The sequence below is a fragment of the Marivirga aurantiaca genome, from assembly GCF_016679925.1.
In the GTDB taxonomy this organism is placed as follows: Bacteria; Bacteroidota; Bacteroidia; order Cytophagales; family Cyclobacteriaceae; genus Marivirga; species Marivirga aurantiaca.
The window spans coordinates 34418-51397 of the sequence record NZ_JAEQBW010000001.1 but is presented as its reverse complement, the minus strand read 5'-3'; the positions used below and the strand labels follow the sequence as shown (position 1 = coordinate 51397).

Below are 16980 nucleotides of genomic sequence, written 5' to 3'. Positions count from 1 at the left end.
AAAATAGGTAGTGCCGTAATTCTAACCTCTAATATAATTTCTTTATCAATATAAGATTATAAAGCGTGATTTCGATTTAGAGTACAATGCGAGCCCCATTCTGGAATGAATCTTACAAATTATGCATATCGTATGCTTGAATCCATCACTCCATCGGCTATTTAAGAATTAAGATATAAAAAAGGCAATACTTATCAGCCAGAATAAAACGGAATTCTTTGTCATTAAAATTGTTAAGCTATCTTTTTCAAAAGCGAATGAAATTCTAAACCTAAAGTAAAAGAAATGAAGCTTATTACTACTTTGGATTTACAAGAAATAGTAATCTGATCATAACTATACTATGAGACTTGAACTCTACATTCAAATTATTAATATGAATAACATAAAAAAAACCGATTTGATGTAACTAGCACCATATCGGTTTCCAATGTATAATATTAACAGCAAATTAATCGTGACTTGTTGTATGGCTCAAACAACCCCAACTTGTCAACATGAAAACTCGCCAGCCTATTTTACTTCTTCAAAAAGTCTCTCAGCACATATTGAAGAATCCCTTCATGTTGATAATAAGAAATTTCAACATTGGAATCCAGCCGGGCAATGACTTCAAAATTAGTTTCCTTCCCCTCTTTGTTAACAGCTATTACATCCAATTCCTTTAGCACATTAAGCCCATCAGCAATACCTCTAATTGTAAATTGCTCAGTACCGTCTAATCCAAGAGATGCTGCACTTTCTCCCGGCTTGAATTGTAATGGCAACACTCCCATTCCGATAAGGTTGCTCCTATGGATACGCTCATAGCTTTCTGCAATTACAGCTTTTATGCCTAAAAGATAAGTACCTTTTGCTGCCCAGTCGCGGGAAGACCCGCTGCCATATTCCTTGCCCGCCAATACTATGCTTGGCTGATTAACTTCTTTATACTTCATGGCCGCATCATACACGGTCATTTCTTCTCCTGAAGGGATATGAGTAGTATAGCCACCTTCTTTCACCGCCAACTTATTATTGATCCTCACATTGGCAAAGGTTCCTCTTACCATTACTTCATCATTTCCCCTGCGGGAGCCATAGGAATTAAACTCTTCCAGCTTTACTCCTTTTTCCAATAAATATTTCCCTGCTGCTGAATTAGCCCCAAAGGAACCGGCCGGAGAAATATGATCAGTAGTAATAGAATCACCCAGTAATAATAAAACATGGGCATTTTCAATATCTCTAAATGCCGGGGCTTCTTCGGAAATATTCTTGAAGAATGGAGCTTCCTTAATGTAAGTAGAACTTTCATCCCATTCATAATCATCTGTCTTGGGTGCTTGCATTGACCTCCACTGCTCATTTCCTTCGAATATTTCACCGTAATTTCTTTTGTAGTCATCAGGTGTAAGCACACGCCCCATTACTTCAAATATCTCATCATTGCTTGGCCAAACATCCTTAAAGTAAACCGGTTCATCATTGCTGTCATAACCAATAGGATCGTTGTACAAATCAATATCTACTCTGCCAGCCAATGCATAAACCACTACCAGCATAGGTGACATCAGGAAATTCATTTTTACCTGAGGATGTACCCTGGCTTCAAAATTCCTGTTTCCTGAAAGTACAGAGGCCATTACCAAATTACTTTCCTCTATTGCCTTGGCAACAGGAGGTGGCAAAGGACCGGAATTACCGATACACGAAGTACAACCAAAACCTACCACATGAAATCGCAAAGCCTCTAAATCTTCCAGTAAATCAGCAGATTTCAGGTAGTCAGTTACCACTTTAGAGCCCGGAGCCAAACTGGTTTTTACCCATGGCTTTACATCAATCCCTCTTTCCCTGGCTTTTTTTGCCACAAGTCCAGCCCCTATCATTACACTGGGGTTAGATGTATTCGTACAACTTGTAATAGCCGCTATAGCAATAGATCCATCGCTTATTTTGTATTCTCCCTGTCTTGTTCTAATATGTACAGTTTTCAACCCTTCTTCTCTCTCCTCTTCTATGACAACATCCTCGCTTACCGCAGTTTCCCCTCTTCTAGGATCAGGCTGCGTTCCGCCTTCTCCATACCACCTGTTAATCGGTCGCTCCCCGGATTCGATGTATTCCCTTCCGTAAACTCCCTGGAGCAATTTCTGAAATTGATTATTTAAATCCTTCACCAGGATTTTATCCTGCGGTCTTTTAGGTCCTGAAACCGTAGGCTCAATTTCATCCAGATTCAATTCCACTACATTTGAGTAGTTAATTTTATCTTCATTCTCCCTCCAAAGCATATTGGACTTTGTATATTTTTCTACTAAATCAATCTGATCAGCCTCTCGATTGGTTTTCTTCATATAGCTGAGCGTCTGGTCATCAATAGGGAAATAAGTAACAGTACAACCAAACTCTGGGGACATATTGGAAATGGTAGCCCGATCAGGCACAGAAAGTGTGTCCAGTCCGGGGCCAAAAACTTCAACAAATTTGCCTACTACCCCATGTGCCCGTAATAAATGTGTAATAGTCAGCACCAAATCCGTAGCAGTAGTGCCTAATGGTAGCTTACCTGTCAACCTCAACCCAACTACTTCGGGCATAATAAAATAAATAGGTTGGCCTAACAAAGCTGCTTCTGCTTCTATTCCACCAACTCCCCATCCTACTACACCAATTCCGTTTACCATAGGTGTGTGGGAATCTGTTCCTACTAAAGTATCCGGATAAGCATATCCTTCTCTTTCAATTACTCCTTTTGCTAAATATTCTAAATTCACCTGATGGCAAATACCCATTCCGGGAGGAACCACTGAGAAATTATCGAAAGACTTTTGAGCCCATTTCAGGAATTGATATCGTTCACCGTTTCTTTCATACTCCATATCTACATTTTTCTTGTAGGAGTAATTAGTACCAAAATAATCTACCTGTACAGAGTGATCTACTACCAGATCCACCGGAATCAATGGGTTAATTTTCCTGGAATCTTTTCCTTTTCTTACAGCTTCAGCCCTTAAAGAAGCAATATCAACCACGGCCGGAACGCCCGTGAAATCCTGCATGAGCACACGAGCTGGCTTGTAAGGAATATCCTTTTCTGATGGCTCAGGTTTCCAGCTTAATAAGGTTTCTATGTTTTCTTTAGTAATAGCGAAATCATCGAAATTTCTTAATGCATTTTCTAAGAGAATCCTGATAGAAAAAGGCAATTTGGAAATTCCATACCCTTGCTTTTCCAACTCACTTAAGCTATAATATTTTAATTTCCCTTTTGAAGTACTTAGCTCCTGAACAATTTTGTATGGATCTTTTTGCATAGTAAAAAATTATTTTATTAGATGAAGCCATTATAATATGCAGGCTTTGAATAGATATCCTGTTGATGAAATTCATCAACAGGAATCATCTTAATTATACTGATATCCAACCTAAAAGTTTTAAACTACTCCTCTAAAGAAATTACCAAATCGTCCTGAACTACCATATCTCCAGCCTTTAAATGTACAGCTTTTACAATACCAGCCCTTGGAGGTGTAATGGTGGATTCCATTTTCATGGCTTCTATAATGAATAAAGGAGTGTTTTCGGTAACCTCCTCACCAGGCTTTACTTTTATTGCAGCAATACGCCCTTGTAAAGGTGCCCCTACTTCATTATCAGCAGTTACCTTTTGATGAATAGCTTTATCTACCTTGGCAGAATTATCTTTTATCTGAATTCTTCTTGTTTGCCCATTCAACTCAAAAGACACCGTCCTCATACCTTCATCATTGGGCTCAGAAATAAATAACAAACGGATAATAATTGTTTTTCCCTCTCCTATCTCTACTAAAAGTTCTTCTCCATTTCTCATTCCATAGAAAAATGCCAGAGTGGGCACATACCAGATATCGCCATATTCCTGTATATGCTGGTAATATTCCTCATAAACCTTTGGGTAAAGTAAATAGGAAAGCAAATCAAGCTCAGTTCGGTTTTTGTCGAATTTCTTCTTGAAAGCAACAAACTCTTTATCAAAATCGATGGGTTCTAAGTGCGCGTTCGGCCTGTTGGTAAATGGTTTTTCACCTTTTAATATAATATCACTTACCTCTTTAGGAAAACCACCAACTGGCTGGCCCAATTCTCCTTTGAATAAACTAACCACCGATTCAGGAAAAGAAAGTGATTTACCCTTAGTTAAAATATCATCAGGCGTTAGATTGTTGGAGGTCATATACAAAGCCATATCCCCCACTACTTTGGATGATGGCGTTACTTTTACTAAGTCACCAAACAACTTATTCACCAATGCATAATTCTTTTTAATCAACTCAAATTTATGACCTAAACCTAAAGCTTCAGCCTGCGGACGTAAGTTGGAATATTGCCCTCCGGGGATTTCATGATCGTAAACCTCGGCCGTTCCGGCTTTCAAACCTGATTCAAATGGATAATAGAATTCCCGGACATCTTCCCAATAGTTACTATAGCTATTAAGAGAGTCAATATCCAGTTTCAATTCTCTCTCCTGCCCTTTCATGGAAGAGGCAACAGAATTAAAATTAGGTTGTGAAGTCAACCCGGAAACTGCACCCAAAGCTACATCCACCACATCTACGCCCGCTTCAATGGCCTGCAAATAAGTGGCCGATTGCACAGAGGATGTGTCATGAGTATGCAAATGGATAGGCAAATTCACCTCAGCTTTTAAAGCAGCCACTAATTCTTTGGCTGCATATGGTTTTAGCAAACCGGACATATCTTTAATAGCAATAATATGTGCGCCCTCGCCTTCCAGCTGTTTGGCAAAATCCACATAATAATCTAAAGTATATTTTTTCTGATGGGGATCTAATATGTCTCCTGTGTAACAAATGGAAGCTTCAGCCAGCGCATTGGTTTTTTCGCGAACTGTTTTAATACTCACCTTCATGGCTTCCAACCAGTTAAGGGAATCAAAAATCCTAAATACATCTATTCCTGTATCTGCTGCCTTTATAATAAATTGCTCGATCAGGTTATCAGGATAAGCTTTATAGCCTACAGCATTCGAGCCCCGCAATAACATCTGCAATAAAATATTAGGAATGGCACGTCTGAATTTGGCCAATCTATCCCATGGATCTTCTTTTAAAAAGCGCATACAAACATCAAAGGTGGCCCCACCCCACACTTCCATAGAAAAAATCTGCGGATTATTTTTGGCGTAACCCTCTGCCACTTTCATCATATCCAGTGTACGCATACGAGTAGCCAATAATGACTGGTGGGCATCCCTGAAAGTTGTATCTGTGTATTGAATGGCTTTTTCATTTTTGAGCCACTGAGAAAATCCTTCGGGGCCTAAGTCTATTAGTTTATTTTTTGTGCCTTTAGGATAAGCCTCGTATTTATTATAATCAGGTATTTTAGGTGCCCTGAAAATCTTGTTTTCATCCTTTGATTTCACATCAGGATGTCCATTGACAGTCACATTGGCTAAATAACGTAGTGTTTTGGTTCCTCTGTCAAATTTCTTAGTGATTTCGAACAGCTCCGGATGATCGTCAATAAATTTTACCGTACATTCTCCATTGTAGAAAGTAGGGTGTGAAATCACATTTTCTAAAAATCCGATATTAGTCTTTACTCCCCGAATTCTGAATTCCCTCAAGGCCCTGTTCAGCCTTTGAGCAGCACCTTTCAAAGTTCTTCCTGAAGCCGAAATCTTTACCAGCATAGAATCAAAAAATGGAGAAATGGTTACCCCGGGATAGGAGCTTCCTTCATCTATCCTGATTCCGAATCCACCTGCATTTCTATAGGCAATGATTGTTCCATAGTCAGGTTTAAACCCATTTTCAGGATCCTCAGTGGTAATCCTACATTGAATCGCAAAACCATTACACTGTATATCCGATTGTTGTGTAATAAATATTCTCGGATCATCCAATGCGTATCCTCTTGCTATTAATATCTGAGAACGCACAATATCAACACCTGTAATTTCCTCAGTAATAGTATGCTCTACCTGAATCCGTGGATTTACTTCAATAAAGAAAATGTTCTCTTCCTTATCAACCAGGAACTCTACAGTACCTACATTATTATAATTAACCTCTTTAGTAATGGCCAAAGCATATTCATATATTTTATCTTTTGTTTCCTGTGCAAGGGTAAGGCAAGGGGCAATTTCCACCACTTTCTGAAATCTCCTTTGTACAGAACAATCTCTTTCATACAAATGCACAAGATTTCCATAATTGTCTCCCATTATCTGCACTTCAATGTGCTTAGGCTCATCAATATATTTCTCCAGGAAAACAGTGTCATCACCAAAGGCATTGCCTGCTTCGTTTTTGGCTTCAGAAAAAGATTTTTTTAAATCTGCATCATTTCTGACAATACGCATTCCTCTTCCTCCGCCACCGGAAGCAGCTTTTACCATGATAGGATAACCTATTCTGTTGGCTTCAGCAAGTGCAGTTTCAGTATCTACTAAATCTTTTTGGCTATCCTGTATAACAGGAACATTGGCTTTAAGTGCAATGGTTTTAGCTGCTACTTTATCACCCAGGCTTTGCATCACCTCGGGTTCAGGGCCAATGAAAATGATCCCTTCTTCCTTACACCTACGGGCAAATTTCACGTTTTCGGAAAGAAAACCATACCCGGGATGAATAGCATCTATACCCTTATGTTTTGCCAGACTGATGATTTCTTCAATATCCAGATAAGGTTTGAGCGGATCATCATCTTTTCCAATCTGATAAGCCTCATCTGCTTTATATCTATGAAGGGAGTAACGGTCTTCAAAAGTGTAAATAGCAACGGTTCTAATACGTAATTCTGAGGCAGCTCTCAGTACTCTAATAGCTATTTCTCCTCGATTGGCAACTAATATTCTATTAATTTCAAATAATTCGGTTTGCATAGTTTATGAATAGGTATGAAAAATGATAGTTTTAAATAAGCTATTTTAAAAATCAGCTTAATATATAAAGGACTTATTAAAATGAGAAAAGTTTAGTGTTATAATATGAAAAATCATTATTTAAGGCATTTTTATCTTACTATATTTGCGGGAAATACGTTAGAATGAATTTAAAAAATACCAAATATACTATTACAGCGGCACTTCCTTATGCCAATGGCCCCTTGCATATAGGGCATATTGCCGGGGCTTATTTACCGGCAGATATTTTTGTGCGCTACCTACGCCTGAGAGGAAAAGATGTGGCATTTATGTGCGGAAGTGATGAGCATGGTGCTGCCATTACTATCAGGGCAAAAAAAGAGGGTATCAGTCCAAGGGAAATTATAGATAAATACCACGAATTAAACAAAAGCACTTTCGAGAAGTTCGGAATTGGGTTTGATATGTACCACAGAACATCTGCACCTATCCACCATGAACTATCTCAGGAGTTTTTTACTAATTTATATGATAAGGGGGAATTTGTAGAGCAGGAAAGTGAACAGTATTATGACGAGGAATACAACCAATTCCTTGCTGACAGATATATTACCGGAACCTGCCCGAAATGTGGCCATGATGGTGCTTATGGCGATCAATGTGAAAAATGTGGAAGCTCGCTGAACTCTACTGATTTAATTAATCCTGTTTCCACTTTAAGTGGAAAAAAACCTGAGCTAAGAAGTACCAAACACTGGTTTTTACCTTTAGATAAATACCAGGAATGGCTGGAAAAATGGTTGGTAGAAGGAAAAAAAGGCCAGTGGAAATCGAACGTGTATGGTCAATGTAGCTCCTGGTTAAAAGCCGGCTTGCAACCTCGTGCCATGACCAGAGATTTAGACTGGGGAGTAGACGTGCCTTTAAAAGAAGCAGAAGGGAAAAAATTATATGTTTGGCTTGATGCACCCATCGGTTATATTTCAGCTACTAAACAATGGGCATTAGATAACGGAAAAAACTGGGAGGACTATTGGAAAAAGCAGGATGATCCAAAAAATGACTCTACTTTAATACATTTTATTGGGAAAGACAATATCGTTTTCCATTGCATTATTTTTCCTGCCATTTTACATGCGCATGGTGAATATATTTTACCTGAAAATGTGCCTGCCAATGAATTTTTAAATCTGGAAGGTGATAAACTATCCACCAGCAGAAACTGGGCAGTATGGCTGCACGAATACCTGGAAGAATTTCCCGGAAAAGAAGATGTGTTACGTTATGCACTTGCCTCTACTTTACCGGAAACAAAAGACAGCGAATTTACCTGGAAAGATTTTCAAACCAGGAACAATAGTGAATTAGTAGGGATTTTCGGAAACTTCATTAACCGTGCGTTGGTACTTACCCATAAGTATTATGATGGAAAGGTACCTCAAAGAGGTGAATGGTTTGACTACGATGAGGAAATAATCCAGTCGCTGAGCACTTACCCGGATTTAATTGAAGAAAAAATTACTCAATATAAGTTCAGGGAAGCTTTGGCCCATATGATGGAATTTGCCCGTTTGGGTAATAAATATCTGGCCGATACAGAGCCATGGAAACTGCAAAAGGAAAATCCTGAAAGAGTAAAAACCATAATGAATCTCTCATTACAAATTGCCGCTAACCTCAGCATTGTATGTGAGCCGTTTTTGCCATTTACAGCGGAGAAATTAAGAGGAATGCTTAATATAAAAGCTTACGAATGGGAGAAAGCCGGCAGTGTTGATTTATTGGAGGCCGATCATACTATAAATAAAGCAGAATTATTATTTGAAAAAATTGAAGACGAAACCGTGGATGCACAAGTAAAAAAACTGGAAGATACCAAAAAAGCGAATACTGCTGAGAAACCTAAAGTAGAAGCTATGAAAGCTGAAATTCAGTTTGACGATTTCATGAAAATGGACATGAGAATAGGCACAGTAATTGCTGCCGAGAAGGTGAAAAAATCAAACAAACTGCTTAAGCTAACAATTGACACTGGCTTGGACAAACGCACCATTTTAAGTGGTATAGCCAAACATTTTAGTGCTGAAGAAATGGTAGGTAAACAAGTAACAGTATTAGTGAATTTGGCACCAAGACCTATGATGGGTGAAGTATCAGAAGGCATGGTATTAATGGCTGAAGATGCAGAAGGAAACCTGCAATTACTACAGCCCGGAAATAAAGTGAATCCTGGTAGTACAGTTAGTTAATTTACGATCAAATTAACGTTACGAAGTCCTATTCAATATTGGCTCAACAGTGGAGCGTGAGACACGCTCCACGGCCAGACAGCCCAGGTTTGTGTCTCACAAGCCTGATTTTGTTGCTCAAGATTGTAATAAGCAAGTAGAGTTAACATCTAATACATTTCAGGATGTATTAGATGTTTCCTAAATTGAAAAATGAAATTTCTAAAACCTTAAATACTCTGTAATGACATTTGAAGTACTAAAAGAGAAAATAGGACATTATCAGAAAGAAGGAATTAAATATTTCACTACCTCTTCTTTTCAATCACACAGTTTAGTGCTTTTGCATATGCTCAGTAGAGTTGACAAGGACATTCCAGTATACTTTATCAACACAGGTTATCATTTCCCGGAAACGGTAGCATTTCGGGATAAAATAATGGCTGATTTTGGATTAAAAAACTTAGTTGACTTAAAACCATTAACTCCCAAAAACATGCAGCGTGGGGCTGACGGGAAAATGTTTTTTACTTCTGATCCGGATTATTGCTGTTATCTGAACAAAACCCAACCTATGGATATGGTTTTAATGCAGCATGATGTGTGGATCAATGGTGTGCGTGCTGATCAAAGTAAAACGCGTTCTGCAATGAAAGTAGAACAAGCTGCGCCTCATGATACTACCCGCCTCCATCCTATGTTGGACTGGAGTTCCAAAATGGTGCATGACTACAGAAAAGAATATCGATTACCGGATCATCCATTGGAAGCGAAAGGCTATTTCAGCATAGGCTGTGAGCCCTGTACACGTAAATTTGATCTGGATATGCAGGAAAGGGAGTCACGCTGGTACGGCATGAACAAAACAGAGTGCGGTTTGCACACTGATTTGGTGAAGTAATCAGTATTTCCCAATTTTAATTTTTATCTGTCACTGACATACAATGAAAAACATATTAATTACCGGAGGTGCCGGCTATATTGGTTCAGCATTAGTAGCTAATCTTTTACCTCTTGAGCAAGTGAATAAAATCACCATTTATGATAACTTAAGCAGAGATAACTACCATTTCTTTTTAGGACATAAATTGCCTCATACAGAAAAAATCAACTTTATCAGTGGAGAATTGCTTGACAGCCGGAAATTAGGCAAAGCTTTGAAAAACGTTGATACTGTTATACATCTGGCAGCTAAAGTAACCACTCCTTTTGCCGATGCCGACCCTCACTATTTTGAACAGGTAAACCATTGGGGCACGGCTGAATTGGTTTATGCCGTAGAAGAATCTGATGTGAAACAATTTATCTATTCCAGTAGTGTGTCAGTCTATGGTGCTTCTACTCAATTAATAGAAGAAGGTCAGCCTGTCAACCCACGGACTATTTATGGTATTTCTAAAATGCGTGGAGAAGAGCATGTTGCCAGGCTTTTAGAGAAGATGAATACTCAGATTTTACGTTTAGGAAATGTGTATGGCTATGCACATGCGGTGCGTTTTGATGCGGTAATTAACAGATTTATGTTTGATGCAAACTATAATGGTCGCATAGCCATTAATGGAGATGGTAAGCAACACAGGCCTTTTATTTCAATTGACAGAGTAAGTAATATTATACAACAAGTAGCACTTTCCGACAAAGTTCCTTCTGGTTACTATAATGTGGTAGACAGCAATTTACAGGTTTTGGATGTAGTGGACGTTCTAAAAGAGCTGTACCCAGAAATGGAATTCACTTTCATCAACCAGCACTTAAAGCTTCGCGAACTATTGGTAGATAGAAAAACTGTATTAATGGATTACGTTGATTATCCGAATGGGGAAAACTCACTTAAAGCCGATTTGAAGAAGTTTAAAGAGTACTTAAGATTCTAACCCATCGTATGAAAAAATACTTTCTTATTGGCATTATATTAATCACAGGACTAATGTTTTACAGCCTGCTTTCCGAAGAAAACATTCATGATTTGGAAGGCGGTTTTGAGCAGACAGCTTATGTACGAAACGAAAATAACACAGGCCCCATAGTCAGGATTTATGCCTTTACTTTAAATGACAGCCTCTGGCAGAATATGGAAAAACATGGTAATTTGATGCCTCATACCAAATATGGCACTACCGAGGTTTATTATTTTCTTAAAAACCAACAAGCTCCGTCATCATTGAACCTGAAAGACAGTAGATTTGATGAACAATATCAGCAATACTGTATTGCCAAATTTACCAAAGATGGACAGGGGAGAGCTACTTTACTCAGACACCCCTTTGGCCAATAATTACTAGGCCGAAACCATTAAAACCTTCCAGGCTTTAGCTACTTCTCCTTTGGCTAATAGTTCATGAGCATATAAATGCAATGCTTTTTCCAGTTTCTCAGGTTGTCCTGCATTATCAGTAATGATTTTTTGCACTACCTTCTCCTTGGCCATTTCAGAGATTTCTTCCTGAGTCGGAATTTTCTCAACATTGCCCAATTTCCCCAAGTCATTCCCTGTTAAAAACTTGCTCAATCTAATCCCTTCCGGAATGGCATCTACTCCCACTCCTAATTTACTCAATGGCTTTTCCACCTCAAACATACCTTCTTTGGCACGAGCGTACCAATTACCGCCCATTCTACCAATAGGATCCAGTTTCACGGGATCAATCTTTCCACTTTCATCCAAAATTTCTTCATTCAGGTGGATATAAATCACCTCACAAATCACTAAAATGCCCGCCCCACCTTCAGAACCAGTCTCAATAATTTGCTTCACCAAACATTCAAATGCTACCGGGGACTCCGCAACTCTGGGAGGTTTTACTTTCTCAGACGGCACTTCTGTAAAGCCCGATTTTTCAAACTCATTCACTCCTTTTGCATATTCAGTGGAAGCCAATGACATCTGCTCCACCATGGGATAGTTAGCAATATTAATAACCACTTCACCTACTTCTTTTACATTTTCAAAACTATGCTTAGTGGTATTGTCTCGTCCTCTTCTGGAGGGGGAAAAAATCAAAGTAGGAGGATTTGCACCGAAAACATTGAAAAAACTGAAAGGACTTAAATTTACTTTCCCGGCCTGATCAATTGTACTTGCAAATGCTATGGGGCGTGGGGCAATAGCCCCTAATAGCAAACCATGAAGTTCAGGAGTTTTAATAGATTTAGGATCAATTTTTTTATATGCCATAATGCATGCTCTGATAAGATGGTGAAAAATTCAAATTTATGAAATTGTAATACAATATCAACGAACCAATGTTTGTAAAGATTTACAAAATGCACTTCAGCTATTTTCCATTAGCCAAAGTTCCAGAATCAGTAAACTATAAATTAAATAGGCTACATTCAATTCCATATATTTATTTCCGGAAATGAGTTTCTCCACTTCAAGGGGTTGGAGGTATTGGTAAATTTTCGCCTGTGGATTTAGTAAAAGATCCTTTACTAAAGGTTGAAAATCATGACCAAGCCAATTGTTAATTGGTGCTTCAAAAGATATTTTCTTGCCCGTCACTACTTCCTTTGGTAGCTTATCTTTATATAAGTCCTTTAAAAGCACTTTTCTGTCAAAACCTGCTACTTTATAAGAATCGGGAAGCCTGGAAGTAAAATCAAATAACTCATGATCCAGAAAAGGAGACCTGGCCTCTACAGAATAAGCCATGCTACAGCGATCCATTTTAACCAATATACCTGACAATAAATTAAAATGGCGATCCCAATTCATCAATTCGTCCAGTTTTGACAGACCAGTTATGTTTTTATTAGCTATTAATGATTTGGTGGTATTCCGGATCATACTTTTATCCTTCCAGATACCCTCCATTGTACTGTCCCTCCACATATCAACCGTATAACCCAAATACTGTTCTTCAGCCGGCATGGCTGATATATTGGCAATACGTTTGGCAAACGCAAGTTTTGAACGTCTGACAGCATTTGGGAGGATGGGCTGCAAGTATTTCAAAAAACTGAATTTACTATAATGAGTAGCTAAGAAATACCTTCTGTAACCTCCAAACTGTTCATCTCCTCCATCACCATTGAGCATAACTTTTACATGCTGCCCTGCAGCTTGCGCTATGGCCAAATTAGGGATAGCACTGGAATCAGCAAAGGGTTGGTCAAAAGTGCTAATCACTTTTTGAAGCATTTCCAGTGGCTCCAGCTTCAAAGGGATTATTTCATGAGAAAGACCTAAAGCAGACGCTGTTTTTTGCGCAATTTTTGATTCATTCTGGCTGGTAGTAAAAGGATATTCTACTGTGTAGGTTTTAATATCCTGATTCAACTTTGCTGCTTCATAGGCAATGACAGAACTATCCCACCCTCCTGAAAGGAACAAGCCTACGGGCACATCTGCTCTGAGCCGCATTTTAGTAGCATCCTGAATTAAACTAAGAGTAGTTTCATGGATTTCTTGCCGGCTTAGTTGCCACTTAGGCTGGTAGGTGTAGGTCCAGTAAGGGTTTTGGAGCACTTTTCCATTTTGAAAAGTCAGTATATGGCCCGGCTTTACAGCATGCACGTTTTTATAAATGGTTTCCGGTTCAGGAATATTGGATAAACACAAGTAATGATAAATTGCTTCTTCATTAATTTCAGGCTTGAATGAAGCCATTTTCATCAATTGCACTATGGTTTTCAGCTCTGAAGCAAATAAAAAACAATCCTCTTTTTGAAAATAATATAAAGGTTTCTGTCCTATTCTATCCCTTGCCAATAAAAATGCGTCTGAGCTTTCATCGTAAAAAGCAAAAGCAAACATACCTTTTAAAGTACTAACCATCTGCTCTCCCGATTTAATTAGCCCATGGAACAGGATTTCCGTATCAGATCGGCTATTGATAGCCATTTTCTTAGCCAGTTCCGGATAATTATAAATAGCGCCATTAAAAACCATGGAATGTCCATTTGCATCCTGCATAGGTTGAAAACCTGCATCAGGTGCAATAATTCTCAATCTCTGCGTACCCATGATCATATGCTCATTAGCAACAACAGCCTGATCATCAGGGCCTCTGTGACTTATAAGGGATAAAGCCTGCTTAAATTTTTCTTTTGATAATGAGCCTGACTTCTGCCAGATACCTGCAATGCCACACATGGATTTCCGGGAAATTTGATAAAAGGTTTACACCAAATTTAAATAAAAATTAAGCCGAAAGCCCCATTGTTGTTAAAACAAAAACCATTGATCCCTGGCGAAATCCTCGCGATAGGTATCTTCATCAAATCTAAAATACTGAGCGGGTTTGTGGGAGACTCCCGTTTCCCGCTCTTCCATAGCTACCAGAAAATTATTGCGTAGCATTCGTTTCCTGAAATTACGTTTATCCAGCGAAATACCGACTATGGCTTCATATAAAGTTTGTAGTTGTCTTAGTGTGAATTTTTCAGGCAATAATGAAAAAGCGATCATAGGCTCTCTCTTAATTTTTTCCCTCAACATAAACCACCCTGTGTTGGCAATGTCATTATGGTCAAAAGCCAGTTTCTGAGGTTTTTCAATGGGATGCCATAAAACCTCTTCCGCAAAAGAAGACGGAGTAAATTCAAAACCATCCACTTTCACTAAAGAATTGTACCCAATAGTGATTACCCGTTCTTCCGGATGCTCACGGATAGATTTTATCCACTCAATATCTACCGGATCTTTAATTCTATCCGGAGAACCAAAAGCCTTAAACTGCTCTAAATAAAGGTTTTGCAAACCAGTAAGTTCGAATAAAACACGGGAAGCAGCATGGTCAAGATCTTCACCTTTCTGAACCAAATCACCTGGCAAGGCAAAAACATTTTTACCGGACTGCTTTCTCTTTATCAATAAAATATTAATCTTTTGGTCATCAAAACCAAAAATAACACAGTCAACAGATATATGAGGATTATAGTGGAAGTCTTCCATTCAGATTTCAAACAGTATTCGACAAAGATAGTAAAATACTATTTGCTAAGTGTACTCATTACACTATCTTTGGCTTGCTGATAAAAATAATATGACAAAAATGAAGCGTATTGGCGTTTTTACCTCAGGAGGGGATGCTCCCGGAATGAATGCTGCCATTCGAGCGGTAGTTCGAGCCGGGATTTTTTATAAAAAAGAAATTATTGGGATCTATCGTGGCTATGAAGGCATGATAGAAGGTGACTTTGTGCCAATGGAAGTACGATCTGTTTCCAATATTTTACAGAGAGGAGGTACAATGCTTAAATCAGCAAGGTCAAAGGAATTTCTTACTAAGGAAGGTAGGACCAAAGCATTTGAGCAACTTAAAAAAATGAAAATTGATGGCTTGATTGGCATTGGCGGTGATGGTTCTTTCGCAGGAATGCATCATTTGTACCTGGAGCATAAAATGCCGTATGTGTGCATACCCGGAACCATAGACAATGATATTCCCGGCACGGATTTTACTATTGGCTACGATACTGCCACCAACACAGCAGTAAATGCTATTGACAAAATTCGTGACACTGCACTTTCTCATAACCGCTTATTTTTTATTGAAGTAATGGGAAGGGATTCGGGCTACATTGCCATTAACAGTGGAATAGCCGGAGGTGCTGTGGCCATCATTATTCCTGAAGAAGAGACTTCCATTGAAGAATTGATTGAAAAATTAGATGCGAGTGGCTCGCAAAACAAAACCTCAAGTTTAGTAATTGTAGCTGAAGGAGGAAAATCAGGCTCTGCGATGGAAATAGCTAAAAAAGTACAGGAAAGATTCTCCTATTTTGACACAAAAGTGACTATATTAGGACATTTACAACGAGGGGGCACACCTACTTATTTTGATCGCGTATTAGCAAGTAAAATGGGAGTTGCCGCCATCGAAGGACTTGAGGCAGGACAAACTGACGTAATGGTAGGCATTGTTCACAAAGAAGTGATTTTCAATAAATTCGATGAAATTATGTCTCAGCCAAAGGATATTCACAAAGATGACTTACGCATAGCTAAAATATTATCGATATAACAAATGATACTAATAGGTACAAGTGGCTCAACAAAGTGCGACTGGCAACTGGTAAAAGATCAAGTACTTACTGTCCGGAAAAGTACAAAAGGCATCAATCCATTTTTTATGGACGATGTGGCTATTTCCGAAACAATTTCAAGTCTTGGCGATGAAATTTTACAATATAAAGATGAAATAAAAGTAGTCTACTACTTTGGAGCAGGCTGTTCCAGTAGACACTTTTCCACTATAGTGGAAAGGGGAATTTCCATGGTTTTCAGAAAATCGCATTTATATGTAAAAGAAGATATTGTGGCCTCAGCTTTTGCCACTTTTGAAGGAGAACCATCCATTACCGCGCTTATGGGTACTGGTTCTAATGCATGCCTGTTTGATGGTGACATTGTAAGACAGGAAGTAAGTGGAATGGATTTTATTCTGGGCGATGAAGGAAGCAGGAGTCATTTTGGAAAAAGTTTGTTGGGGAAATATTTGAAAAGACAACTTCCTTCTGAAATTCAACGGGACCTGGAGTTGGAGTTCCAGTTAAATAAGGAAGACATATTACTAAATGTGTACATTAAGCCTTATGCCAATGTATATCTGTCAAGTTTTAGCCAGTTCATAAATGAGCGAATAGAACATCCGTTTTTACATAAAATGGTAAAAGACAGCATTAATGAATTCATACAAATTTATATCTGCTCAGTAAAAAACTACAAAAATTATAAAGTACATTTTGTTGGCTCTGTTCCCTACTATTTTGAAAAAATAGTAAAAGAGGTTGCAAAAGAAAATGGTTTAAGAGAAGGTAAATTCATAGAAGAACCTATTGATCTGTTGGTCGAATACCTTATTAAAAAACATTACAACGTATAATTCAGATTATCCGTTTTTAAAGGAACGCCAGGGTAGGATATCTGCCAATGAAGCAAAACAAACT

General features: G+C 38.4%; 11 protein-coding genes. 6 read left to right on the top strand and 5 right to left on the bottom strand.

Translation table 11 applies throughout. From position 1 onward, the window contains the following. Window positions 1-518: 518 nt before the first annotated feature. Window positions 519-3299: an aconitate hydratase AcnA gene (gene acnA, locus JKA74_RS00230; protein ID WP_201429131.1), complete on the bottom strand. Its 2781-nt coding sequence runs from the start codon at window positions 3297-3299 to the stop codon at window positions 519-521. Between the two features lie 125 nt (window positions 3300-3424). Continuing rightward, a complete protein-coding gene (locus JKA74_RS00225) occupies window positions 3425-6877 on the bottom strand; it encodes a pyruvate carboxylase (RefSeq protein ID WP_201429130.1) in 3453 nt (1150 codons plus the stop codon). Between the two features lie 164 nt (window positions 6878-7041). Between JKA74_RS00225 and metG the strand changes: the two genes are divergently transcribed. The 4 genes from metG (at window position 7042) to JKA74_RS00205 (ending at window position 11362) form a co-directional block, all read left to right on the top strand. Then, window positions 7042-9108, top strand: a complete 2067-nt coding sequence (gene metG / locus JKA74_RS00220; RefSeq protein ID WP_201429129.1) for a methionine--tRNA ligase — start codon at window positions 7042-7044, stop codon at window positions 9106-9108. A 223-nt stretch (window positions 9109-9331) separates the two neighbouring features. Continuing rightward, the gene (locus tag JKA74_RS00215) at window positions 9332-9988 is read left to right on the top strand and encodes a phosphoadenylyl-sulfate reductase (RefSeq protein WP_201429128.1); all 657 of its coding nucleotides are present in this window, start codon (window positions 9332-9334) and stop codon (window positions 9986-9988) included. A gap of 43 nt (window positions 9989-10031) precedes the next feature. Next, a complete protein-coding gene (locus JKA74_RS00210; RefSeq protein WP_201429127.1) occupies window positions 10032-10961 on the top strand; it encodes an NAD-dependent epimerase/dehydratase family protein in 930 nt (309 codons plus the stop codon). An 8-nt stretch (window positions 10962-10969) separates the two neighbouring features. After that, window positions 10970-11362 carry a hypothetical protein gene (locus JKA74_RS00205; RefSeq protein WP_201429126.1) on the top strand — a complete coding sequence of 131 codons (393 nt, stop codon included), beginning with the start codon at window positions 10970-10972 and terminating at the stop codon, window positions 11360-11362. Window positions 11363-11365: 3 nt separating this feature from the next. On the opposite strand, the gene JKA74_RS00200 is transcribed toward JKA74_RS00205, so the two are convergent. From JKA74_RS00200 to JKA74_RS00190, 3 genes are all read right to left on the bottom strand, one after another. Beyond that, entirely contained in the window at window positions 11366-12262 is an 897-nt protein-coding gene (locus JKA74_RS00200) for a flavin reductase family protein (protein ID WP_201429125.1), read from the bottom strand. A 96-nt stretch (window positions 12263-12358) separates the two neighbouring features. Then, entirely contained in the window at window positions 12359-14182 is a 1824-nt protein-coding gene (asnB, locus tag JKA74_RS00195; RefSeq protein ID WP_201429124.1) for an asparagine synthase (glutamine-hydrolyzing), read from the bottom strand. A 72-nt stretch (window positions 14183-14254) separates the two neighbouring features. After that, window positions 14255-14983: an NUDIX hydrolase gene (locus JKA74_RS00190; protein WP_201429123.1), complete on the bottom strand. Its 729-nt coding sequence runs from the start codon at window positions 14981-14983 to the stop codon at window positions 14255-14257. Between the two features lie 91 nt (window positions 14984-15074). Here JKA74_RS00190 and pfkA point away from each other — a divergent pair, with 91 nt between their 5' ends. Beyond that, entirely contained in the window at window positions 15075-16055 is a 981-nt protein-coding gene (gene pfkA, locus JKA74_RS00185; RefSeq protein ID WP_201429122.1) for a 6-phosphofructokinase, read from the top strand. A gap of 3 nt (window positions 16056-16058) precedes the next feature. Next, window positions 16059-16916: a hypothetical protein gene (locus tag JKA74_RS00180; protein WP_201429121.1), complete on the top strand. Its 858-nt coding sequence runs from the start codon at window positions 16059-16061 to the stop codon at window positions 16914-16916. Window positions 16917-16980 lie beyond the last annotated feature (64 nt).